Annotated in this window: 8 protein-coding genes and 4 tRNA genes; 4 read left to right on the forward strand and 8 right to left on the reverse strand. The window is 51.6% G+C overall.

What is annotated here, in order from left to right:
* Positions 1 to 8: 8 nt before the first annotated feature.
* Entirely contained in the window at positions 9 to 2,654 is a 2,646-nt protein-coding gene (locus CFF01_RS01480; RefSeq protein ID WP_088903617.1) for a sensor domain-containing diguanylate cyclase, read from the reverse strand.
* 218 nt (positions 2,655 to 2,872) lie between these two features.
* Between CFF01_RS01480 and CFF01_RS01485 the strand changes: the two genes are divergently transcribed.
* From CFF01_RS01485 to CFF01_RS01500, 4 genes are all read left to right on the forward strand, one after another.
* Positions 2,873 to 2,949 (forward strand) — tRNA-Arg (locus tag CFF01_RS01485).
* Positions 2,950 to 2,993: 44 nt separating this feature from the next.
* Positions 2,994 to 3,069: transfer RNA gene (locus CFF01_RS01490), tRNA-His, on the forward strand.
* A gap of 98 nt (positions 3,070 to 3,167) precedes the next feature.
* Positions 3,168 to 3,244 (forward strand) — tRNA-Pro (locus tag CFF01_RS01495).
* A gap of 53 nt (positions 3,245 to 3,297) precedes the next feature.
* A tRNA-Pro gene (locus tag CFF01_RS01500) sits at positions 3,298 to 3,374 on the forward strand.
* Between the two features lie 107 nt (positions 3,375 to 3,481).
* Here the strand turns inward: CFF01_RS01500 and CFF01_RS01505 are convergent.
* The 7 genes from CFF01_RS01505 to CFF01_RS01535 all read right to left on the reverse strand — a co-directional run bounded on the left by CFF01_RS01505 (position 3,482) and on the right by CFF01_RS01535 (position 25,471).
* Positions 3,482 to 5,404 carry a bifunctional diguanylate cyclase/phosphodiesterase gene (locus tag CFF01_RS01505; RefSeq protein ID WP_088903618.1) on the reverse strand — a complete coding sequence of 641 codons (1,923 nt, stop codon included), beginning with the start codon at positions 5,402 to 5,404 and terminating at the stop codon, positions 3,482 to 3,484.
* A gap of 8 nt (positions 5,405 to 5,412) precedes the next feature.
* Entirely contained in the window at positions 5,413 to 6,051 is a 639-nt protein-coding gene (locus CFF01_RS01510; RefSeq protein WP_373681773.1) for a transglutaminase-like cysteine peptidase, read from the reverse strand.
* Between the two features lie 85 nt (positions 6,052 to 6,136).
* Entirely contained in the window at positions 6,137 to 6,742 is a 606-nt protein-coding gene (locus CFF01_RS01515) for an OmpA family protein (RefSeq protein WP_088903619.1), read from the reverse strand.
* Positions 6,742 to 8,154 (reverse strand): TolC family outer membrane protein, encoded by a 1,413-nt coding sequence (locus tag CFF01_RS01520; RefSeq protein WP_088903620.1) that lies wholly within the window; start codon positions 8,152 to 8,154, stop codon positions 6,742 to 6,744. The genes CFF01_RS01515 and CFF01_RS01520 overlap by 1 nt, the downstream gene beginning before the upstream one ends.
* Positions 8,155 to 8,185: 31 nt before the next feature.
* Positions 8,186 to 9,568: an HlyD family type I secretion periplasmic adaptor subunit gene (locus tag CFF01_RS01525; RefSeq protein WP_033540549.1), complete on the reverse strand. Its 1,383-nt coding sequence runs from the start codon at positions 9,566 to 9,568 to the stop codon at positions 8,186 to 8,188.
* Positions 9,561 to 11,741, reverse strand: a complete 2,181-nt coding sequence (locus CFF01_RS01530; RefSeq protein ID WP_033540548.1) for a type I secretion system permease/ATPase — start codon at positions 11,739 to 11,741, stop codon at positions 9,561 to 9,563. The genes CFF01_RS01525 and CFF01_RS01530 overlap by 8 nt, the downstream gene beginning before the upstream one ends.
* A 134-nt stretch (positions 11,742 to 11,875) precedes the next feature.
* Entirely contained in the window at positions 11,876 to 25,471 is a 13,596-nt protein-coding gene (locus CFF01_RS01535) for a retention module-containing protein (RefSeq protein ID WP_088903621.1), read from the reverse strand.
* Positions 25,472 to 25,581: the final 110 nt, after the last annotated feature.

Below are 25,581 nucleotides of genomic sequence, written 5' to 3' on the forward strand. Positions count from 1 at the left end.
GCTATCGCTTAGGCGGAGATGCAGCCGCTTTGCGTTTGCTGTTCTGGTAGGGTGCTGGGATCGATAGACTCGCCCAGTGCTTGCCCTTGCCCTTGATCAAAGCCGAGGCTGACCAGCTGCTGCCTGTGCAGATCGGTTTTGACGCCTTCTACAAATAGCGTCAGTTCTAGTGCCGAAGCCGTTAGCTGATGGGCTTTTAGCAGTTTCTTTTGCTGTGGATTATTGAGGTGGGTGATATAGCTGGGATCTAGCTTGAGGCCACTCAAGGGCAGGAAGCTAAGGCTATTTAGCGCTGTATGGGCGCTGCCATAGGCACACAGACCTAGCTTTATCGCCTGCTTATCTAGGATGTCAAAGGCCTGTATGTGGCTGTCACTGTCTTCAACAAACGCCTTTTCACTAAAGAAGAGCCAGATGGCGGAGGCGTTAAAGTAACTTTGTTTAATGCGATTTTTGAGTTTGCGAACCGCATGTTTATGTTTGAGGTGCTGACTGGCGATCTTGATGTGCAGCTGCACGTCGCCACTGAGCTGCTGCATTAGTTTGGGGTAATCGACATTAAGCTGATCAAACAGGTAGAGATCTAACTCCTTGGTCAGATTGCAGTGCTCGGCAATATTATTGAGCTGATCTTGCTTTATTTTCCCCAATTGTTCGTGCTGCCAGTATAGTCTGGGCTCCAAGGCAATAATCTCTTGCTCAGCCAAGGTCATGACAGGAAAGTACTGTAGCGCCAAGTCCTGTTTGGCAATCGCTTCTCTTAGTTCGATTTCTAATGTGACGTCATGGCTTTGTTGATGGGTCGTGCTGTTGTCGAAGACCACAAAGCAGCCTTTGCCATTGGACTTTGCCTGGTACATGGCAGCGTCGGCATCCTTAAGCAAGGACTCGCTGGTGTCGCCACTGCTTTGGCCACTAAACGCGATACCTATACTGGCGCCAGAGGTAAAGTTCTGGTTAGACAATTGGTAAGGCTCGCTCAGTTCCCCCAGAATGCGCTCGGCGACTTCGATGGCGTCACTATTGGTGTTGATACTATCGAGTAGAATGACAAACTCGTCACCGCCAATCCGGCCTAAGGTGTCGTTGCTGCGGATACAGAGGTTGAGACGGCGGGCGGTCTCAATGAGGAAGCGGTCGCCTTGCAGATGCCCCAGAGTATCGTTGATCAGCTTAAAGCGGTCGAGATCGATAAACAACAGGGCAAACCTGTCTCTAGCGTGGCGTCTGACATGTTTGACCGCCTGTGCCAGTCGCTCCATGAACATGGCGCGATTGGGGAGACCGGTAAGCGTGTCGTGATTGGCATCATGTACCAGCTGCCTTTCTACCTTACGGCGTTGGGCGATCTCTTTTTCCAGATCTTGGTTGAGCATGGCTAAGGCGCGGGTACGCTGCGCGACTTTCTCTTCGAGTTGTTCGTAACTTTGCTTTAGGGACTCGGCCGATAATTTACGCTCGATCGCCGCTGCTATGTGTTGCGACACGAAGGTGAGCAGATCCAGATCTTTCTCTTGATAGGTTTGTGAGGGGGTAAAGCTGTAGATGGTCAGCGCTCCCTTCACGATTCCCTGAATGAACAGGGGCACGCCTATCCAATGATGTATCGTTTCGGCATTGTTAAGCTCTGGCGCTTTAGCATAGAGCTGCCCCGCATTGATTAGGGCCTTGATATCATTGCCATCGAGTAACAGAGGACGTTTATGCTTTAGAATGAACTCGGTCAGTCCATCGGCAAGAGGGCGCTTTTGCGGTGAGCCAACATTTAGCTGAGAGACGTAAAAAGGAAAATGTAATTCGCGGCCATTATCTTCCAACAGAGCAATATAACAGTTGTTGGCTGGCAATAGATGGCTGAGCACCCGATGCAGTTCACTATAGAAAGTGTTGTGATCCATGGTCGAGTTTGACAGCTCGGCGATTTCAAACAATGACTTTTGCAGGCTTTCTGCGCGGCGTCGCTCGGTGACTTCCTGTTTGAGCTTATCATAAGCAACACTGAGCTCTTTAGTTCTGTGCTCAATTGCTGCTTCGAGATTATGTTGATATTGAACCCGCTCGATAACACCAGAGATATGTTGACTGATAAAGGTCATCAACTCGACCTCGATCTCCCCATAACTGATATTGGGATCATAACTCTGTACGGCGATCACTCCTATGGTCTGATCGCTACTGAAAATCGGTACCCCTAACCATTGGTGGCAGCTAGAACCACGGCTGACAATTTCTTCAGCGGCCAGCAGTTGTTCAAATTTGTCATCATCACACAGTAGCGGTACTTGAGTGCGCATTACATAGCCAGTAAGACCGCTATTGAGCGTGACTGATAACTCTTCGCTGGGATATAGCTGGCTGGGATGTTGATCTTTTTCATCGACAAAGAAGGGCACCGCTAACTTGTTGGTGTCACGGTTGGCGATAGCGATAAAAAAGTTGTCGGCGGGGAGGAGTTTGTTGAGATTGGTTTGAATGCCAGCGTAAAAGTCTTCGGCGCGCTCTACGCGAGCAGCCAAGTTGGAAATATCCAATAAGGTATTCTGGATTATCTCAGATCGCTTGTACTTCCGAGCCAGGCTCTTTAAGCGAGATATCCTTTTGTATAAACGGCCAACTTCATGAAGTGAATGCTGGTCTGTTTTATCCCTAAACATGGTTCCGCCAATCACAAGTAGTTATAATTTTTCGCTACGATCTGGGGTAATGGTTATAAATAGCATAAAAAAACACCATCACCAAGTCATTATTTTGACGTTGTCAGCTTAATAACACTTCAAATATGCTAAAACTTGAGCAAACGCGTAAAAAAAAGCGTGTTTGCTATAGACGTGCAGTAAAATAATCCATACTATATGCGGCGCTAACAAGGCAGGCACCCATAGCTCAGCTGGATAGAGCGCACCCCTCCGGAGGGTGAGGCCGAGGGTTCGAATCCTTCTGGGTGCACCAGTTGGACAAGAAGCCAAGTTAGTGTAAAGAAGTCAACATCAGTGGTGATTGTAGCTCAGTTGGTAGAGCCCCGGATTGTGATTCCGGTTGTCGTGGGTTCAAGTCCCATCAGTCACCCCACTTCTTCTTGCAGTAGACTTCACGAGTCACTCAGGTAGCCGTTAGGCCATTTTGTAAACGTGAAGCAGAGGCGGCACCTCGTAAAATATCCATTGTTTCGGTGATTAGCGCAGCCCGGTAGCGCATCTGGTTTGGGACCAGAGGGTCAGAGGTTCGAATCCTCTATCACCGACCACTTTCAAAAATAGTGATTCTTATTAGAGTCGGTATTGAGTACAAAAAGATTTTCGGTGATTAGCGCAGCCCGGTAGCGCATCTGGTTTGGGACCAGAGGGTCAGAGGTTCGAATCCTCTATCACCGACCACTTTTAGAGAAGCCCTTCGAGTAATCGAAGGGCTTTTTCTTTATCTAAATCAAAATGATGCTTCTATCTTAGTTATAAAAAAAGCCGCATGAAGCGGCTCTTTTGTTTTATAGCTCTACGCGAGTGGGCGGATAGATATACCCCATGTAGGCATTGGTCTTCAGCGGCTCGAAGCGCGCTAGCTGAGGCTGTTCCTGAATGCCTGTGACAATGATTTGGATCTCAAGGCCTCTGGCAACGTTCACCAAGGCGCGGCACAGCTCGCTGTTGTGCTCGTTCTCATCATAATAGGCAAAGGATTGATCCAGCTTGACGTAGCTTGGTCTTAAACTTTGCAGGTAAGACATAGAACCAAACTGACGGCCGAAATGGTCGATACCAAAATGAGCACCGTTATCACGAATGATGTTACACAGTGCCTGACAAGCGTCTGGATCACTGTAGACACCGGCCTCAGGGATATCAAACACGATACGTTGCGCCAGAGGGGTATTACGCAGGAACTTATTCAGCCACTGGTGGAAGTTGGCATCGCTGAGGCTGTTAAAGGTCAGGTTGATGGCCACAGGTTCATAGTGACGCTCCAGCAGGCCGTTATCGACTATGGTCTCTATCAGGCATCTGTCTAGCAGGGAGCCTAAAGAGAGCAGCTCCACATAAGGCATAAATTGCCCGGCGTGTATCTCCTTGTCCCCAATCGTTAATTGGCAATAGAGTTCACGTTGTACCACCTCTTCCTTACCACTGAGGTAGACAGGCTGCCACTTGAATTGGAAGTTCTTGCCAGTGATAGCTTTGCTCAGGTGCTCACGCCACTGTTCGCGGGTGTAGAGCTGTTTCTCGTTGCTCTCAAACCAGTGGAACACCTTATTCTCGGCAATTGCCTTTTGCAGGGCGTTATCCGTCTGCGCCAGGATGTCTGATACCGTCATGTGATCGGTGCGCTGGGCGATACCTATGGCAAATTGCTCATTAGGTTTACAGCCAGCCTTTGAGATCTCCTGATTGACGGTTCTGATCAGGGTGTGCAGGTATTTGCTGCTCTGTTCCTGCTCGGCACTGGTGATCAAAAAGGCAAATTCATAGGCGGCAATACGCGCAATGACAGAGGGAGCGACATCGTCGAGTTGCGTTTGCATCTTTTCTGATAGCAGACGTATGGTTTCGTCACGTACCTGGTAACCGTACTTACTGTGTACCTCTTCTAACCAGTCGAACTTGGCCATCATCAAGGAACCGTTGTTGGGTTCGCTGAGCCAGCTGTTGAGGCGCCCCATCATATACTGGCGATTAGGGAGTTTAGAGACCTGATCGACCAGGTTCTTTTTACGTAACTCGGTTACCTCTTCATCCAGTGAACTAAAGATCTGCTTGAGCTGATGAGACATGCTATTGAAGGCTTGGACCACAGACTTGAGCTCTGATGTCTTGGGGATAGCCATATCTGGGCCAAACTTGCGCTGAGCGATCTCAGAGGCGTGCTCGGCGATCTCATGCAGTGGGCGTAGTATCCAGGTGAGGCCGAAACGTGCCAGCATGATGGCAAGCAAAAACAGAATGGAGATAACTATGATGGCGTTGGTTAGGGTGCGCCACAGTTCGTTATAGCCAAAGCCCGGATGAGCGGTGATCTCTAGCTTGGCTAACTGGATCCAACCTGAGGTGATGGTGCTTTCACGCTTGATTGTCTCGAAGAATCCCAAATCGATAAACCATTGAGGCACACCTTCGATTTTCAGATCGTTTTCCCATACCTGCTGTTTGCCATCGACCAGCCAGGTCAATTTGACCTGTTGATAGTAGCCGCCTTCAAAAATCACGTTGATCAGCGTCTCGGCGCCGACTATGTCACCCGCTTCGAGATCAGGAACCAGCATGATCCCCAGGCTATGGCTGGTGTTATTGAGATCAGACTCCATCTGCTTGGTTAAAAAGCTTTGTGTCTCGGTAAATTGCACATAAGCCAAGCTGATGACAACGACCAAAAACAGGCCAAAAAGCAGTGAGTATATCTGTCGAAACAGTGTCATTGTTTTCGCTACTCCAATCTTAAGATAGGCATATTGAGTCGTTTAACACCTAATCTATTTTTGAGATCATTCCATTTTTCAAGGCGTTCAGATGAGCCTGCCAGCACACCACGACCTTTCTCTTTGTTTAGCCACAATTGTCGACCGTTAAAACTGTATACGGGGATCAAATCTTGCCTTTGCGTGGCGGGCTTTATCTGTCTGTCTAAGTTATCCAATACCAAGGGGATGGAGCCCGGCGTCTCATAGTAGGCCAATACCATGTGGTATTGATTTACCGAGGTTGCCTTGACCATAGTGATACGCAGCTTGTCATCGGGAATACCCAATTGCAGCAGGGTAAAATATTTGGCGATAGAAAAATCTTCGCAATCGCCACCATTTACTCCGATGAACTCCATTGGACTTGCCCAATAGTTGCTGACACCCCACAGCTTGATGTCGTCGACAAATCTAAACAGATTGAAAAAGTTATTTACCTTGGTGATCTTCTCTTGTTCACTCAAGCCTTGCGCTTCATCCAGCACCTTAAACCAGGCGTCTACACGCATGCCTGCACGCCCACCATAGCGAGCCTCTAGTGTGGATTTTATGTAACCAGCATCGAGTGTTTGTGTCGGAGAAGCGTACAGGCAAGAAAACCCCATGGCCGTTGCCACAACACAAAGTTGGCAGACCCTTTGAAAGCGCTTTTGCCTGCCAAATTTTGCCTTCATCTTCTCCGACTATTTTTTATTTTACTTGTTCATCAACTGTGTAGATATGCCACTTCATATCAGCTTTGGTATCTTCACCCGTCACTTCGGCGATCACGCGGCGATTGCGGGTATGTGCCATCTGAGTATGAGTTGGATCTACGGGTCTGTCGTAGCTATAACCAATGGCGGTCAGACGATCGGTGTCGATACCAAAACGTTCAGAAAGCAGTGAGGTCACCGCGTTAGCTCTGTTTTGTGATAACGTCAGGTTATGCTCATAGCTACCCGTTTTACTGCAGTGACCTTCGATGGTGACCTTAGTACTAGGGTACTGTCTCATGAAAGTCGCTACCATTTCTACTTGATCATAATATTGGGGATCAATATAGAAAGAGTCATTGGCAAACAATATCTTAAGTTCTTGACGCTCATTGATGGGTTTAATTTTACCGCAACCATAGTTGTCTATGGTGGCGCCTAAGACAGTATCGTTGCAACGCTCACGCGCTACGATGACACCGTCTTTATCATTGTCGTTAAGATCGAATACCTGATTGGTCGGATTGTCCATGGTGACTATGTCACGAGAACCACAACCGCCAAGTAAGGCAAGGCTTATAATAATCAGTAAAGCTTTCATTATTTCACTCCCCCTTCGTATTCGCGCTCGCCTTTCCAGACATCGGGGCGAGTCACACGAAGTGATTCCAGTAGTCTACCTGTCGCGTTAAGGATGCGATATTCAGAAAGAATTTCGTCATATTCGGCATCGAGATAATCTTTACGCGCTTCAAACAGTTCGTTTTCAGTATCCAGCAAATCCAATAAGGTACGTTGGCCCAGATTGAACTGCTGACTGTAGGCGACTTGGGTATCTTTTGCGGCAATGACATGATCGCGAATATACAGCTTTTGCGGCTCAAGCATTTCGTAGGCATTCCAGGCTAGGTTAACTCCTTCGACAACTTGGCGGTAGGCACGTTGGCGGATCTCTTTTGCTTCACCTACTTTGTAAGCCGCTTCTTTTTCGCGGGCCAGATCTTTACCACCGGCAAATAGGTTGTACTTAACGCGTACCATGGCGACGAGGTCATTGCTGTGGCCGCCGACATTTTGGTTGGCAAAAACTGAGTAACCATCTTCACCGTCTATGTTGTCGTTCCAGTTACCGCCAAGCTCTAATGATAGCTTTGGATAGTAGTTGGACTTGGCCGAAGAGCGCTCATTCTCCGCTGCTGAAATATCGCTTGTAGCGGATTTCAGAATTGGGTGGTTTTCCTGAGCGACTTTAAGACCGTCGGAAAGATCCGTTGGTAGCATGTCGTCATCAGGCACAGGAACGATCAGGTTTTCAGGCTCTTTTTCAACAATACGAATAAACTGCGCCTTGGCATCGTAGAAGTTGTTCTTTGCTGCAATCACGTTGGCATTAGCGCGCGCTAGACGACCGGTTATTTGCGAAAGATCGGCGATTGAGCCCAGACCTGAGTCGGTACGTTGCTTGATCTGCTCGTAAATGTCTTTGTGACTCTGTAGGTTTTTCTCTGCCAGGGTTAGCACCTGTTCGCTACGAATATAGTTGATGTAGACCTTAGCCACATCTAGGGCAATATCTTCTGCCGCAGCAAATAGCGCCCATTGGTCGGCACTGGCTTCGAAGCTGTAACGATCAACCTCGCTTGAGGTATAAAAGCCGTCAAATATCATCTGCTTGATGCTGAATCCGACTTCACCACGCATTAATTCGATAACACCATCATCGTCCACATCGCCCTGTCCTGCGCGACGTCTGGTCGATGGACTGTTGGTCTGCTCCCAACCGTAACCACCGCTGATGTCGATACTTGGCATATAACCAGCTCTCGCTTGGTTGACCTGCTCTTCTCTTGCTTTAAAGCGATTGAACGCGATGCGAATATCTGGATTGGTATCCAGCGTATGGGCAACAGCCTGTTCCAGCGTTTGGCTAGAAGCTGCCCCAGTGATCAACATCGCACTAACAGCGAGTGCCATGGCACTGCGCTTTAGTTGATGTATGGTTTGCTTACTCATTTGGTTAACCCCCCTGGTTATTGTTGTGAACTTATCGTTCACGCAGAGCAGTGTCTCTTGCTCTCAAAATTGGATTAAGTATGTACTCTAGAACGGATCTTTGCCCAGTGATCACATCTACCGAGGTTAACATGCCTGGTATGATGGGCATCTGGGTGCCATCCTCTTTGGTCAAACTTGATAGTTCAGTTCTAACCCTTACAAGATAGAAACTGTTTCCTTCTTCGTCCTGTGTTGTATCGGCACTAATGTGCTCCACAACGCCATTGAGGCCTCCATAACGAGTGAAGTCGTAGGCGGTGACTTTGACAACGGCGGGTAAGCCAGGATGTAAAAACGCAATATCTTTTGGAAGAATCTTGGTTTCGATCAGTAGTTGGTCTTCAGACGGGACTATCTCTATGATGTCGATTCCCGGCTGTACAACTCCCCCCAAGGTATTCATATGGATTGTTTTAATGGTGCCATTGACCGGTGAAACAATTTCGGCCTTGCTGACCTTATCGCGTGCACCGACCTGAGCCTCGCTCATACGAGACAGACGGGTTTGCATCTCGTTTAGCTGAGTTCGCACCTCGGCGGCATAGACAAATACCGCTTCTCGACGCTTCAGAATCGCTTCATCCTGTGAGGCTTTCACCTTAGGTCTGAGCAGTCTGACCGAGCTTAACTCGCCACGAATGTCGTTGACGATACGCTCGAGCTTAAGCAGTTCCACTTCGGGCACTATGCCTTTATCTGCCAAGGGGCGTGTGAGCTCCAACTCTCGGGTCACTAGCTGGAAACTGGTGGTCAAGGTACTAATTTTTGAGGCGAGCTCTTCAGTTTCTTGCTGTTTCTGTTGGATCTGCCGCGCAAGGATTTCTAGCTGATTGCTTAGATTATCCAATCGGCCCGCGTATTCATCTTTTTGGCGCGCGATCAAGTCAGGCTCGCTGTCGATCAGTGACTGAGGAAACTGCAGTGGTTGTTTGACGATCTTGACCTGTTCGCGCCAATCGGTGGCCACATCTGAAATCGTGATACTGTTAAGCTCGGCGCGCAGGCGAATCACGTTAGCCTGTAGGCTGTATACCTCTTGTTCTTGCTGGGCGAAGTCTGAACGAAAACGCGTATCATCGATTCGTACCAAGGGCTGCCCCTTAGTGACCACCATGCCTTCGTGTACATAGAGATCCTGCATGATGCCGCCATCCAAACTTTGGATCACCTGCACTTGAGATGAGGGAATCACCTTACCCGTTCCCGTGGTTACTCGGTCGAGCTCGGCAAAATAGGCCCAAAGCAAAAAGCTGAAGGCGAGGGCGGTAAGTGCCCAGATGATCAGCCTGTGACTGGTAGGCGCATCTGTCATCATGGCGCCATAGACGTCATCGACCATCTCGAGATCATGGGTCGTTAAGTGCTTACTCACTCTTTGGCCCTCCAGATAGCAGGCCTTTGGCGAGCTGGTTGAGCACCTGATCTTTAGGACCGTCGGCGACCAGATGACCTCGGTCAAGCACTATGATGCGATCAACTAGATTCAGCAGATGCATCTTATGTGTAATCAGCAGTAAGGTGCGCTCCTTGGAGACATTGCGCATGGCGCGGATAAACTGCTTCTCGGCTCGGGCATCCAAACTAGCCGTTGGCTCATCCATTAACAATACCGGTGGATCGTTTAAAGTGGCTCTTGCCAGGGCGATAGTTTGCCGCTGCCCGCGACTGAGTGCTTGCCCACCTTCGCCGACCTGTTGATCGAGGCCTTCGGTTTCGATATCGGTGAACTGATTGACGCCCGACAATTGCACGGCGCGGATAAGCTGATGCTCGGTCACCTGACGGGTACCGAACAAGATGTTATCGCGGATCGAACCATGAAATAGGGTAATGTCCTGAGGCAGGTAACCAAAGTTTCTACGCAGATCCGTTGGGTGGATCTGTGCCGAATCCAGACCGTCATAACGCAGGCTGCCTTTGGTTGGCTGGTACAGACCGACAAGCAGCTTAGCTAGAGTACTCTTGCCTGAGCCGTTGCGACCTATGATGGCGATACGTTCCCCTGGTGCTATCGACAAAGACATAGGATGCAGCACCGGACGCTCTGAACCTGGGTAGTTAAAGCTGATATGGTCGGCATTAATCTGCCCCATCAGGCGCTGCTTACTGACCAAATGACCTTTATTCTCAAACTCATCTTCTTGAGTCATGATCTGGTCTAGCTGGCGTAAAGCGCTGGCGGTGTGATTGCCGCGAGTCATGAGATTGGCTAGTTGTGCCATGGGCGAGATCGCCCGGCTCGACAGGATCACCGCCGCGATAATTCCCCCCATGGAGATCTCATTGTCGGCGACGCGATAAACACCGAGTATCACCACACACACAACCGATAGCTGTACCGTAAAGTTGGCGACGTTAGTGACAGAGGTTGAGATCTTTTTCACTTTTAGCTGCCAGTTAGCCGTGTGGCCGATCATCTGCTGCCAGCTTTTTTGGACTAAGCCTTCGGCTCCACTGGATTTTATCGATTCGATAGAGGCGAGGGATTCAATAAGGTGACCATGTTTTAGTCCGGAAAATTTGTTGCTCTCTTCGATAGCGGCTTTGAGCTTAGGCTGCATGATCAGGGTGTAGATGATGATAATCGTCCCGCCGATAAGCGGAATAATGGCCAGATCGCCGGCGACTATATAGATGATGATCATGAAGAAAATAGCAAAAGGAAGATCGACCAAAGTGGTGATGGTTGCCGAGGTTAAGATGTCCCGGATGCTATCAAACTCCCCGAGCTGCCTGGCCATGCCGCCGACGCTGGGAGAGCGTTTTTCAAGAGGAATGCCGATTGCCTTAGCAAACAGGCGTGATGACACTATGATATCGACTTTTTTACCGGCAACGTCGATAAGGTAGGCCCTAAGTTGTCGCATGACGAGGTCGAAGATATAGGCTATACCCGCACCGATAGCCAGTACCCAAAGGGACTCAAATGCCAGGTTGGGCACCACCTTGTCATAGACATTCATGATGAACAGTGGTGAAACGAGGGCGAAGAGGTTAACCAGTACCGAGGCGATCAGGGCATCCCGGTAGATGGGGGCTGAATCCTTTAAGGTTTGCAGCAACCAATGGGTGCGGCTGTCGTGTAGATGCAGATCTAGGCCCATGTCACCGCGATATTGCTGCTTAACCAGGAACAGATAACCCACATACATGGCTTCGAGTGACTCTATGGTGAGCTCTTCCTCCCCCCCGGTTTCAGGCAGTTGGATCACCGCCCTGTCTTTGTCTATATCGATCTCGCGCAGCAAACAGGCATTTTTGTCTTTGAGTAGCAAGATGCAAGGCAGCAGGATTGGGGAGATCTGATCGAGCCCTTTACGGGTGAGTTTAGCCGCTAGGCCTGCTCGACTCGCAGCCTGAGGGACAAGTTCGGGTGTCAAAATACTACCTGACAGCGGAAGACCAGCGGCTAAAGATTCGCTGGAGCAAGGACTGCCGAAGTATTCGGTCAATAAAACTAAACTGTCTAACAAGGGATCGACAGTCACTCTTTGGGAGGCTGAAACTGTCCATTGTTCAGTTTTTGGAGACGCTGAAGCTTGCACCTTAAAAACTTATCCTTAAGATTTTATTAAAAAATTATCGTAGAACAATTATAGAAGTAATACCAAAACATAACAAAAGTAAAAATGACACCAATTAGCTGGAAACTAGTTGGTGTCATTTGTTATTGACGGGTTTAAGGTATTAGATGCTGGATCTGTCCGTCGTCATCATGAGTCGCAGGAACGGCGAAGCTCGAGGCCGACTCAGTTGAGCTGGCGTTATCCACTATCAGCGCTCCGTTACCGTCATTGCCCAGCAAGCCATTAATGATCTGGCCATCTGTTGTGCCTAGGTAGCTTAAATCGACACCGTCGAGCACTATCGTTTGATCCACATGGCCGTCATTATTGGCATCGATTTCAATTGTGGTTGAGCCATTGTCCACGGTGAAGTGCAGGTAATTTTCCAAATTCCCGGCATTTTCGCCTTGGAGCAGATCACTCAGATCCAGCTTGTCTTGATTGATATTGAAATCGGTAATGTGGTCTGTGCCAGTATCGCCTTGCTGCCAGACGAAGGTGTCCGTTTCGGTATCGGCTTTACCACTGCCACCAGTTAAGGTGTCGTCACCCAAGCCGCCGATGAGGATATCTTCGCCAGCACCGCCGATGAGCTCATCGGTTCCCATGCCGCCAAGCAATAGATCATCGCCACTACCACCATGAAGCTCATCACCACCGCCTTGACCGAAGAGGATGTCATCTCCTTGGTTGCCATCGAGCACATCATCCCCGTCATTGAGGTGAGCAGTATCGAACATCTCAGGGTGGCTAGTGATGAAACTGTGAATATCACTCACAGTAATATCGGCAGCATTTTGGTTTGTCTCATTGGCAACCAGCTTTTGTAGTGCACTAAAGCCCTGCCCATCAATGCCATCGAATTGTGCAAGGTCACCGAAAATAATATCGTTACCCAGTCCACCGCTGGTGTGGTCATCGCCCTGAGAAAGCAGAGTCTCTGAACCTAATATCACACTAGCTAGATTATCCACGCTGATCTTAGCTCTAACGTTTCCATCGCTGTCGTAACGGGTTAGATCTGATTCGTTAACTTCGTTCTTGAGGCCAATCGCTTCAACTTCAGACACGTTGTTGAGTAGGTTAAAAGCGTGATTAGGATTATCATTCCCATTGTGCTTACCATCAGTAATGAAGTAGGTGACATTGTGACCCGTATTGTTTGCAACATCACTTGAAGTAAACCAATTTTTGGCTTCAGTGAACGCAGCTTTGTAATCGGTATATCCACCGCTCAATATATTTTTCCAAGCGTCATTGTCGTTGTTAGCCAATGCGTTGATATTTAAATCAAGAATATTGACTGCAAGACTGGTAACGGCAGAACCGTCAAAATCGATCACTGCTATATTAACTGTGCCGGCGTGTTTGCCTGAAGCTGCTGCCTGCAGCGTTTTAAATACCTCAAGCAGCTGATTTTTAGCAGTTTCGACTGCGTCTGAGCCCATGCTGCCTGATGAGTCCAGCACAAATGCAATGTTATAGTTTTCGCCTTGTACGATTTCCAGACCTGAAGTATCGCTCACGATCACATCGTGATCATCTGAGCCTGATAATCTGTTGTCGCCGTCGGTTCCACTGCTGTATTGGTAGTCACGTACAACTGACTGAGGATTAACGGCAAAATGACCTACGGCAGTATCGCCATCTGAATCAGTCGCGATGACATTAAAGTCCAACTGTCCGTCGTGAGTTTGTTCAATCGCCTGGTATTGATAAAACTCCCACTGGCCTGTACTCGGGGTAAATTCTACCTTAAAGACCAATTCGCCAGACTCTGTTTCTCCAATGAGTGTATTGCCTGAAAGCGTAGTAGATATGCTTTGGCCATCAGTGGTTAACAGACCCGTTTCATCGGTACCTGTTAAGCTTAGAGAGCCCATACCATCGGCGCCCCAATCAGTACTTAGCATGCCAGTCGCATAACCTGTTGCTATGTCATTATAGCCAATGAAATCAATGGCTTTAATGGAAAAGTCGCTGTTGTCACCATGAGCAGCACCAAAACCGTTATCCGTGGCCCTGATAACCATCTGGTCGAAACCACCCTCTAATACTTCAAATATCGCAGCGTAGTTACCGTCTTTGGCATCTGAGCTAAAGGCTTGAGTGGTGACCAGTTTGCCATCTCGATAAAACTCGACAATACCAACCTCAAGCTCACCGCCAAACATGGCAGAAAACTCGATGTTGACACCGTAAGCCAGGGTATTGGCATCTAGCGTGACGACTATTTCTTCAGAACCTTCGCTACCGTCGGCAAACTTTCTGAAATCAACTTCACTACGAATATTATGATATGGACTTTCAACGCTCTGTACGCCTATACCATCACTTGAACTAAATACATCCGCAGCTGTGAGCTCTGAGTTAGTGGCAGAGCTGAAGCCCCTGGCCGTTATAGTGAAACCGTCAAAATCCAGCGAGTTGCTAGCCCCATAGCCACCAGATAATGAGTACTTGCCAACCAAGGCGTCTGGAATGTTATCGCCAGTAACGTCAACGGTTTGTCCTGCCGCTATTTCAGGTGCATCGTCTTGTACGGTAACAGAGTAAGTGCTCGCTGCCGTCTTGCCATTAGCATCAACCGCAATGATATCAATGCCGCTGATCGTTAAGTCTTCGGTGCTGACATTGTGTGGGAAGGTGTCGAGAATCTCAGCAGTAACACTCACGCTTCCTTCTTCGCCACTTTCAATACGGTCACCATTGAGGGTGAGACGGATAGCCTCTTTACCCATAAAGGTACCTATGAGCTGCCCTTCATCGTTGAATGACCAGCTTATCTTAGCGTTGACGCCAGAGACTTGAATGCTGTCCGTATCGCCAAACTGGAAAGCTGAAATGGACTCACTGCCAGACTTAAAGCGTAACGTCTGTATATCTGACTCAGCACCATCTTTGTAGAGATCGGCTTCGCTTAGGAGTGATATCGCGTTTGAGGTCAATGCCGTTGGTGCTGTAGTTGTACTGCCTGGTGCATCCAAGTCGACATGGATAGAACCTGTCGAGGTATCGCCATCGCTGTCGGTAACATCGACTACGAAGTCGAGATCTACGTCCACGGTAGAGCTGACAATATTCTCGGCTGAAGTCCCAGTAAACTGGAAGTTAGCATGATTATCTAGCGCACTGGTTGAGACTTCGATATAGCTTATCTCGCCTAGGTTTCCTATGGTTTGACCGCTAGTTACATCACCTTCACCGAGCAGATTACCATTGGCGTCATATGCCTTGAAATGAATTTTATTGGCGTCGGTAAAGTTTATGGAGGCCGAGGCGACATCATTGGTGTAGTCGATGATCATCGCCTCACCTTGATTGACAAAGGCATTCGCGACACCGAAACCGTTAGTATTACCGTTTACCGTACTGGAAATGTTACCAGAGGTAGAGGTTAGTGTGAACACCATGGCATTGCTAGGATCAACATCATTGATATTGTTATCTATGATGTAGTTAGTGCCGTCGAAGGTGACGTAAACCGCTGGTGTATTACCTCCTTTACCGCCACTCATATTGGCCACTGTAACACTGCTCAGTTCATCAATAGCTTGTTTTAAATCTAACTGATAGCTATCGCTATTAGGGTCGATAGCTAAAGTAAAGATTACCGATTGTGCGATATTGCCTGAATCATAGGCCGAAGGTGTTCCACTGGTATCAGAGTAGGCAATCAATATTCCTGGGTTGGCTGGATCGACATAGTAGAATACCGTCAGGCCACCTGCTGTAATGCCAGAGTCTGAGAAGGTACCGGTTCCAGAAATATTGCCTGAGAGATCGGCACTAAAGTCCTGATCGGCACCATCTACATTAATAACTCCATTGTAGATACCTTCGGCATTCTTTCCTGCCAAGTCTAGCGGATCGAGTGTTACGCCATCATCGATGACTTTAACTGAAACAGAACCTGTGGCAGTAGCCTTAGATGCATCTGTTGCTACTACTGTTATGCCGTTAATGATGAGTTCATCGACATTAGTACCATGAGGCAAGTTATCCAGTAGGGTCACAGTGACAGCCACTGAGCCTGTTGAGCCAGCGCTGATCGTGCTGCCAGACAGGCTAAGCTGAAGCACAGGATTACCACCTATGCTGCCGATCAAGTTGCCGGCTCCATCTAAGCTCCAGCTAATGCTTGCGTCAAGGCCGCTAATATTAATATCGCCAATGTTGCCGAAGGCAAAGCCAGTAACATCGTAAGCGCCTGCAGTGAAGCTCAGGGCTGAACTGTCACTGTCGGTCGCTGTGCCTTGGGTATTGGCATCATCGACTGTGAGGTCAACATTGTTGTTTCCTGTAATTAGAGCATTGACGGTGATATTTACCGTTGTCGTTTCGGTGACGCCGCCCGAGGTAACGGTGTAGGTGAAACTGTCGCTGCCATGGAAATCAGGTGCTGGGGTGTAGGTCACGGTGCCATCGGCGTTAATGACCACGGTACCGTTGGCCCCATTGGTGACACCAGTGATGGTGGCATTGCTGTTTTCGAAGTTGTCGTTGCCCAGCGGATTGAAGGTCACGGCGGTGTCTTCGTCGGTGCTGATGCTGTCGGCGACAATATCGGCCACCGGAGTGACGTCAACGGTGATCACTTGTGTGGTGGTGTGACCTTCATCATCGGTGATGGTGACGGTGAAGCTGTCGCTGCCGTTGTAATCGGCGATAGGGGTATAGACCCAGGCGCCGGTGGCGGCGTTGATGGTGACGCTACCGTTAGCAGGGTTACCGCTGATACTGAATACCGAGCCATCGCTGACGCCATCGGCGTCGGTGACACTCAGGGTGCCGCTGATGCTGCCATCTTCCAGGCCGGTGCCGGTCAGGTCACCAGAGATGATGCTTGGGTCATCGACGCTACCGACATTAACCGTGACGGTAGTGGTTTCGGTGACGCCGCCCGAGGTAACGGTGTAGGTGAAACTGTCGCTGCCATGGAAATCAGGCGCTGGGGTATAGGTCACGGTGCCATCGGCGTTAAGGACCACGGTACCGTTGGCCCCATTGGTGACACCAGTGATGGTGGCATTACTGTTTTCGAAGTTGTCGTTGCCCAGCGGATTGAAGGTCACGGCGGTGTCTTCATTGGTGCTGATGCTGTCGGCGACAATATCGGCCACCGGAGTGACGTCAACGGTGATCACTTGTGTGGTGGTGTGACCTTCATCATCGGTGATGGTGACGGTGAAGCTGTCGCTGCCGTTGTAATCGGCGATAGGGGTATAGACCCAGGCGCCGGTGGCGGCGTTGATGGTGACGCTACCGTTAGCAGGGTTACCGCTGATGCTGAATACCGAGCCATCGCTGACGCCATCGGCGTCGGTGACACTCAGGGTGCCGCTGATGCTGCCATCTTCCAGGCCGGTGCCGGTCAGGTCACCAGAGATGATGCTTGGGTCATCGACGCTACCGACATTAACCGTGACGGTAGTGGTTTCGGTGACGCCGCCCGAGGTAACGGTGTAGGTGAAACTGTCGCTGCCATGGAAATCAGGTGCTGGGGTATAGGTCACGGTGCCATCGGCGTTAAGGACCACGGTACCGTTGGCCCCATTGGTGACACCAGTGATGGTGGCATTACTGTTTTCGAAGTTGTCGTTGCCCAGCGGATTGAAGGTCACGGCGGTGTCTTCATTGGTGCTGATGCTGTCGGCGACAATATCGGCCACCGGAGTGACGTCAACGGTGATCACTTGTGTGGTGGTGTGACCTTCATCATCGGTGATGGTGACGGTGAAGCTGTCGCTGCCGTTGTAATCGGCGATAGGGGTATAGACCCAGGCGCCGGTGGCGGCGTTGATGGTGACGCTACCGTTAGCAGGGTTACCGCTGATGCTGAATACCGAGCCATCGCTGACGCCATCGGCGTCGGTGACACTCAGGGTGCCGCTGATGCTGCCATCTTCCAGGCCGGTGCCGGTCAGGTCACCAGAGATGATGCTTGGGTCATCGACGCTACCGACATTAACCGTGACGGTAGTGGTTTCGGTGACGCCGCCCGAGGTAACGGTGTAGGTGAAACTGTCGCTGCCATGGAAATCAGGTGCTGGGGTGTAGGTCACGGTGCCATCGGCGTTAATGACCACGGTACCGTTGGCCCCATTGGTGACACCAGTGATGGTGGCATTGCTGTTTTCGAAGTTGTCGTTGCCCAGCGGATTGAAGGTCACGGCGGTGTCTTCGTCGGTGCTGATGCTGTCGGCGACAATATCGGCCACCGGAGTGACGTCAACGGTGATCACTTGTGTGGTGGTGTGACCTTCATCATCGGTGATGGTGACGGTGAAGCTGTCGCTGCCGTTGTAATCGGCGATAGGGGTATAGACCCAGGCGCCGGTGGCGGCGTTGATGGTGACGCTACCGTTAGCAGGGTTACCGCTGATACTGAATACCGAGCCATCGCTGACGCCATCGGCGTCGGTGACACTCAGGGTGCCGCTGATGCTGCCATCTTCCAGGCCGGTGCCGGTCAGGTCACCAGAGATGATGCTTGGGTCATCGACGCTACCGACATTAACCGTGACGGTAGTGGTTTCGGTGACGCCGCCCGAGGTAACGGTGTAGGTGAAACTGTCGCTGCCATGGAAATCAGGCGCTGGGGTATAGGTCACGGTGCCATCGGCGTTAAGGACCACGGTACCGTTGGCCCCATTGGTGACACCAGTAATGGTGGCATTACTGTTTTCGAAGTTGTCGTTGCCCAGCGGATTGAAGGTCACGGCGGTGTCTTCGTTGGTGCTGATGCTGTCGGCGACAATATCGGCCACCGGAGTGACGTCAACGGTGATCACTTGTGTGGTGGTGTGACCTTCATCATCGGTGATGGTGACGGTGAAGCTGTCGCTGCCGTTGTAATCGGCGATAGGGGTATAGACCCAGGCGCCGGTGGCGGCGTTGATGGTGACGCTACCGTTAGCAGGGTTACCGCTGATACTGAATACCGAGCCATCGCTGACGCCATCGGCGTCGGTGACACTCAGGGTGCCGCTGATGCTGCCATCTTCCAGGCCGGTGCCGGTCAGGTCACCAGAGATGATGCTTGGGTCATCGACGCTACCGACATTAACCGTGACGGTAGTGGTTTCGGTGACGCCGCCCGAGGTAACGGTGTAGGTGAAACTGTCGCTGCCATGGAAATCAGGTGCTGGGGTATAGGTCACGGTGCCATCGGCGTTAAGGACCACGGTACCGTTGGCCCCATTGGTGACACCAGTGATGGTGGCATTACTGTTTTCGAAGTTGTCGTTGCCCAGCGGATTGAAGGTCACGGCGGTGTCTTCATTGGTGCTGATGCTGTCGGCGACAATATCGGCCACCGGAGTGACGTCAACGGTGATCACTTGTGTGGTGGTGTGACCTTCATCATCGGTGATGGTGACGGTGAAGCTGTCGCTGCCGTTGTAATCGGCGATAGGGGTATAGACCCAGGCGCCGGTGGCGGCGTTGATGGTGACGCTACCGTTAGCAGGGTTACCGCTGATGCTGAATACCGAGCCATCGCTGACGCCATCGGCGTCGGTGACACTCAGGGTGCCGCTGATGCTGCCATCTTCCAGGCCGGTGCCGGTCAGGTCACCAGAGATGATGCTTGGGTCATCGACGCTACCGACATTAACCGTGACGGTAGTGGTTTCGGTGACGCCGCCCGAGGTAACGGTGTAGGTGAAACTGTCGCTGCCATGGAAATCAGGTGCTGGGGTATAGGTCACGGTGCCATCGGCGTTAAGGACCACGGTACCGTTGGCCCCATTGGTGACACCAGTGATGGTGGCATTACTGTTTTCGAAGTTGTCGTTGCCCAGCGGATTGAAGGTCACGGCGGTGTCTTCATTGGTGCTGATGCTGTCGGCGACAATATCGGCCACCGGAGTGACGTCAACGGTGATCACTTGTGTGGTGGTGTGACCTTCATCATCGGTGATGGTGACGGTGAAGCTGTCGCTGCCGTTGTAATCGGCGATAGGGGTATAGACCCAGGCGCCGGTGGCGGCGTTGATGGTGACGCTACCGTTAGCAGGGTTACCGCTGATGCTGAATACCGAGCCATCGCTGACGCCATCGGCGTCGGTGACACTCAGGGTGCCGCTGATGCTGCCATCTTCCAGGCCGGTGCCGGTCAGGTCACCAGAGATGATGCTTGGGTCATCGACGCTACCGACATTAACCGTGACGGTAGTGGTTTCGGTGACGCCGCCCGAGGTAACGGTGTAGGTGAAACTGTCGCTGCCATGGAAATCAGGTGCTGGGGTATAGGTCACGGTGCCATCGGCGTTAAGGACCACGGTACCGTTGGCCCCATTGGTGACACCAGTGATGGTGGCATTACTGTTTTCGAAGTTGTCGTTGCCCAGCGGATTGAAGGTCACGGCGGTGTCTTCATTGGTGCTGATGCTGTCGGCGACAATATCGGCCACCGGAGTGACGTCAACGGTGATCACTTGTGTGGTGGTGTGACCTTCATCATCGGTGATGGTGACGGTGAAGCTGTCGCTGCCGTTGTAATCGGCGATAGGGGTATAGACCCAGGCGCCGGTGGCGGCGTTGATGGTGACGCTACCGTTAGCAGGGTTACCGCTGATGCTGAATACCGAGCCATCGCTGACGCCATCGGCGTCGGTGACACTCAGGGTGCCGCTGATGCTGCCATCTTCCAGGCCGGTGCCGGTCAGGTCACCAGAGATGATGCTTGGGTCATCGACGCTACCGACATTAACCGTGACGGTAGTGGTTTCGGTGACGCCGCCCGAGGTAACGGTGTAGGTGAAACTGTCGCTGCCATGGAAATCAGGTGCTGGGGTGTAGGTCACGGTGCCATCGGCGTTAATGACCACGGTACCGTTGGCCCCATTGGTGACACCAGTGATGGTGGCATTGCTGTTTTCGAAGTTGTCGTTGCCCAGCGGATTGAAGGTCACGGCGGTGTCTTCGTCGGTGCTGATGCTGTCGGCGACAATATCGGCCACCGGAGTGACGTCAACGGTGATCACTTGTGTGGTGGTGTGACCTTCATCATCGGTGATGGTGACGGTGAAGCTGTCGCTGCCGTTGTAATCGGCGATAGGGGTATAGACCCAGGCGCCGGTGGCGGCGTTGATGGTGACGCTACCGTTAGCAGGGTTACCGCTGATGCTGAATACCGAGCCATCGCTGACGCCATCGGCGTCGGTGACACTCAGGGTGCCGCTGATGCTGCCATCTTCCAGGCCGGTGCCGGTCAGGTCACCAGAGATGATGCTTGGGTCATCGACGCTACCGACATTAACCGTGACGGTAGTGGTTTCGGTGACGCCGCCCGAGGTAACGGTGTAGGTGAAACTGTCGCTGCCATGGAAATCAGGCGCTGGGGTATAGGTCACGGTGCCATCGGCGTTAAGGACCACGGTACCGTTGGCCCCATTGGTGACACCAGTAATGGTGGCATTACTGTTTTCGAAGTTGTCGTTGCCCAGCGGATTGAAGGTCACGGCGGTGTCTTCGTTGGTGCTGATGCTGTCGGCGACAATATCGGCCACCGGAGTGACGTCAACGGTGATCACTTGTGTGGTGGTGTGACCTTCATCATCGGTGATGGTGACGGTGAAGCTGTCGCTGCCGTTGTAATCGGCGATAGGGGTATAGACCCAGGCGCCGGTGGCGGCGTTGATGGTGACGCTACCGTTAGCAGGGTTACCGCTGATACTGAATACCGAGCCATCGCTGACGCCATCGGCGTCGGTGACACTCAGGGTGCCGCTGATGCTGCCATCTTCCAGGCCGGTGCCGGTCAGGTCACCAGAGATGATGCTTGGGTCATCGACGCTACCGACATTAACCGTGACGGTAGTGGTTTCGGTGACGCCGCCCGAGGTAACGGTGTAGGTGAAACTGTCGCTGCCATGGAAATCAGGTGCTGGGGTGTAGGTCACGGTGCCATCGGCGTTAAGGACCACGGTACCGTTGGCCCCATTGGTGACACCAGTAATGGTGGCATTACTGTTTTCGAAGTTGTCGTTGCCCAGCGGATTGAAGGTCACGGCGGTGTCTTCGTTGGTGCTGATGCTGTCGGCGACAATATCGGCCACCGGAGTGACGTCAACGGTGATCACTTGTGTGGTGGTGTGACCTTCATCATCGGTGATGGTGACGGTGAAGCTGTCGCTGCCGTTGTAATCGGCGATAGGGGTATAGACCCAGGCGCCGGTGGCGGCGTTGATGGTGACGCTACCGTTAGCAGGGTTACCGCTGATACTGAATACCGAGCCATCGCTGACGCCATCGGCGTCGGTGACACTCAGGGTGCCGCTGATGCTGCCATCTTCCAGGCCGGTGCCGGTCAGGTCACCAGAGATGATGCTTGGGTCATCGACGCTACCGACATTAACCGTGACGGTAGTGGTTTCGGTGACGCCGCCCGAGGTAACGGTGTAGGTGAAACTGTCGCTGCCATGGAAATCAGGTGCTGGGGTGTAGGTCACGGTGCCATCGGCGTTAAGGACCACGGTACCGTTGGCCCCATTGGTGACACCAGTAATGGTGGCATTACTGTTTTCGAAGTTGTCGTTGCCCAGCGGATTGAAGGTCACGGCGGTGTCTTCGTTGGTGCTGATGCTGTCGGCGACAATATCGGCCACCGGAGTGACGTCAACGGTGATCACTTGTGTGGTGGTGTGACCTTCATCATCGGTGATGGTGACGGTGAAGCTGTCGCTGCCGTTGTAATCGGCGATAGGGGTATAGACCCAGGCGCCGGTGGCGGCGTTGATGGTGACGCTACCGTTAGCAGGGTTACCGCTGATACTGAATACCGAGCCATCGCTGACGCCATCGGCGTCGGTGACACTCAGGGTGCCGCTGATGCTGCCATCTTCCAGGCCGGTGCCGGTCAGGTCACCAGAGATGATGCTTGGGTCATCGACGCTACCGACATTAACCGTGACGGTAGTGGTTTCGGTGACGCCGCCCGAGGTAACGGTGTAGGTGAAACTGTCGCTGCCATGGAAATCAGGTGCTGGGGTGTAGGTCACGGTGCCATCGGCGTTAAGGACCACGGTACCGTTGGCCCCATTGGTGACACCAGTGATGGTGGCATTGCTGTTTTCGAAGTTGTCGTTGCCCAGCGGATTGAAGGTCACGGCGGTGTCTTCGTCGGTGCTGATGCTGTCGGCGACAATATCGGCCACCGGAGTGACGTCAACGGTGATCACTTGTGTGGTGGTGTGACCTTCATCATCGGTGATGGTGACGGTGAAGCTGTCGCTGCCGTTGTAATCGGCGATAGGGGTATAGACCCAGGCGCCGGTGGCGGCATTGATGGTGACGCTACCATTAGCAGGGTTACCGCTGATGCTGAATATCGAGCCATCGCTGACGCCATCGGCGTCGGTGACACTCAGGGTGCCGCTGATGCTGCCATCTTCCAGGCCGGTGCCGGTCAGGTCACCAGAGATGATGCTTGGGTCTTCTTCAGGCGTAATAATAATGGTCAGGGTGGCACTCTCACCAGTGTTAGTGGTGTAGGTGATCGCCGGTACGCTGCCGTTCCAGTTGTCATTTGGCGTAAAGGTGTAAGAGCCATCGGTGTTGATCACTAGGCTGCCGCCTTCTACGTCAACCGTGGTGCCTGCGGTAACGGTTTGACCGTCGACGCTGAAGCTGACGACCGACAGCTCGCTGTCGATATCGCTGTCATTATCGAGCACATTGCCGCTGGCAATTGTGTCCTCGGCAACCGTGTTGCTGTCGTTGGCCAGTATTGACGGGTCATCTACCGGAGTGACGTTGATAGTCAGGGTGGCGCTCTCACCAGTGTTAGTGGTGTAGGTGATCACCGGTACGCTGCCGTTCCAATCTTGGTTTGGCGTGAAGGTGTAGCTGCCATCGGCGTTGACTACCAGGCTGCCGCCTTCTACGTCAATCGTGGTGCCTGCGGTAACGGTTTGACCGTCGACGCTGAAGCTGACGACCGACAGCTCGCTGTCGATATCGCTGTCATTATCGAGCACATTGCCGCTGGCAATTGTGTCCTCGGCAACCGTGTTGCTGTCGTTGGCCAGTATTGACGGGTCATCTACCGGAGTGACGTTGATGGTCAGGGTGGCACTCTCACCAGTGTTAGTGGTGTAGGTCACCTCTGGTACATAGCCATTCCAGTCTGCATTGGGAGTAAAGCTATAAGAGCCGTCTGCATTGAGCACCAGGGTACCGCCGTCGAGTTCGACGCTGCTGCCGGCGGCATAATTGTTGCCATTCACTTCGAAGCTAACCACAGATAGCGTGTCATCCGCGTCGCTGTCGTTGTCGAGTACGTTGCCACTGGCCACGGTATCTTCAGGTACGTTGATGTAGTCATCCACGGCGTTGGTGGCATCATCCACTGGAGTGACGACGATAGTCAGGGTGGCACTCTCGCCAGTATTGGTGATGTAAGTCACCACCGGCACGTTGCCGTTCCAGTTTTCGTTCGGAACGAAGCTGTATGAGCCGTCGGCGTTGAGGAAGAAGATACCGCCGTCGAGCGTGGCGACGTTGCCTGCGATATAGCTGTTGCCGTCGATTTCGAAGCTGACTACGGACAGCTCGCTGTCGATATCGCTGTCGTTGTCGAGTACGTTGCCGCTGGCGACGGTGTCTTCGCTAACCGTGTTGCTGTCGTTGGCCAGTATTGACGGGTCATCTACCGGGGTGACGTTGATGGTCAGGGTAGCACTCTCACCAGTGTTCGTGGTGTAGGTGATCACCGGTACGCTGCCGTTCCAGTTGTCGTTTGGCGTAAAGGTGTAGCTGCCATCGGCGTTGATCACTAGGCTGCCGCCTTCCACTTCAACCGTGGTGCCTGCGGTAACGATTTGACCATTCACGCTGAAACTGACGACCGACAGCTCGCTGTCGATATCGCTGTCATTATCGAGTACGTTGCCGCTGGCAACGGTGTCTTCGCTAACGGTATCGCTGTCGTTGGCCAGTACTGATGGGTCATCTACCGGGGTGACGTTGATGGTCAGGGTGGCGCTCTCACCAGTGTTAGTGGTGTAGGTGATCACCGGTACGCTGCCGTTCCAGTTGTCGTTTGGCGTAAAGGTGTAGCTGCCATCGGCGTTGATCACTAGGCTGCCGCCTTCTACGTTAACCGTGGTGCCTGCGGTAACGGTTTGACCGTCGACGCTGAAGCTGATAACGGATAATTCAGTATCAAAATCAATATCATTATCTAAAACATTACCCGTGGCTATACCGTCTTCTGCAATTGTATTGCTGTCATTTTCAGTAACGGTAGGGGCGTCATCACTGCTGACAGTATAGGTTTGAGAGGTGGGTGGGGTTTGTTCAATGCCGGAAGTAGTGTACCCAGCATTAGCGATAGTTTGAGCACCAGTTCTGTTTACCGATATGAAGTCTGAGCCACCTTCATTGCCGTTAGTGTTACCAGCTGCAGTTTCTGGGAGTTCGGCAGTCGGATCTTCTCCAGAAGCGATTAGTGCTTGAAGTTGCTCAATTTCATTTAAAGCATCTGAGTCTGAGACAGCTAAAGTCTCTGTATTTTGGCTCGTAAAAGAGGTGCCGTCATCAAACTGCATCGCTAAATCAGCTTGTTCAGCGATAAGGATTGTTGTTCCTTCGGGTATGACTTCTCCGATAGCTACCTCTTTCTGTTCGGTTTCCGTTACGATGGAAACCTTTCCTTTAACATCTGTTACTTGTCCATTTTTTGTTGTAACTATCGATTTCATGCCTGCCCCCGCAGAATAAAGTGACACCACTTATCTCGTAATGTTGTAATTGTTAGCGTGTTTTTTCGCCTAGCATTGAATGTTATCAGTAGTCTATATAGTGGTCAATT

It is taken from the genome of Shewanella marisflavi (assembly GCF_002215585.1).
In the GTDB taxonomy this organism is placed as follows: domain Bacteria; phylum Pseudomonadota; class Gammaproteobacteria; order Enterobacterales; family Shewanellaceae; genus Shewanella; species Shewanella marisflavi.

Coding starts and splice junctions, on each gene's coding strand:
- CFF01_RS01505 (WP_088903618.1), bottom strand. CDS start 5,404: ATGACACTGTTTCGACAGATATACTCACTGCTTTTTGGCCTGTTTTTG.
- CFF01_RS01515 (WP_088903619.1), bottom strand. CDS start 6,742: ATGAAAGCTTTACTGATTATTATAAGCCTTGCCTTACTTGGCGGTTGT.
- CFF01_RS01535 (WP_088903621.1), bottom strand. CDS start 25,471: ATGAAATCGATAGTTACAACAAAAAATGGACAAGTAACAGATGTTAAA.
- CFF01_RS01480 (WP_088903617.1), bottom strand. CDS start 2,654: ATGTTTAGGGATAAAACAGACCAGCATTCACTTCATGAAGTTGGCCGT.
- CFF01_RS01510 (WP_373681773.1), bottom strand. CDS start 6,051: ATGGGGTTTTCTTGCCTGTACGCTTCTCCGACACAAACACTCGATGCT.
- CFF01_RS01520 (WP_088903620.1), bottom strand. CDS start 8,154: ATGAGTAAGCAAACCATACATCAACTAAAGCGCAGTGCCATGGCACTC.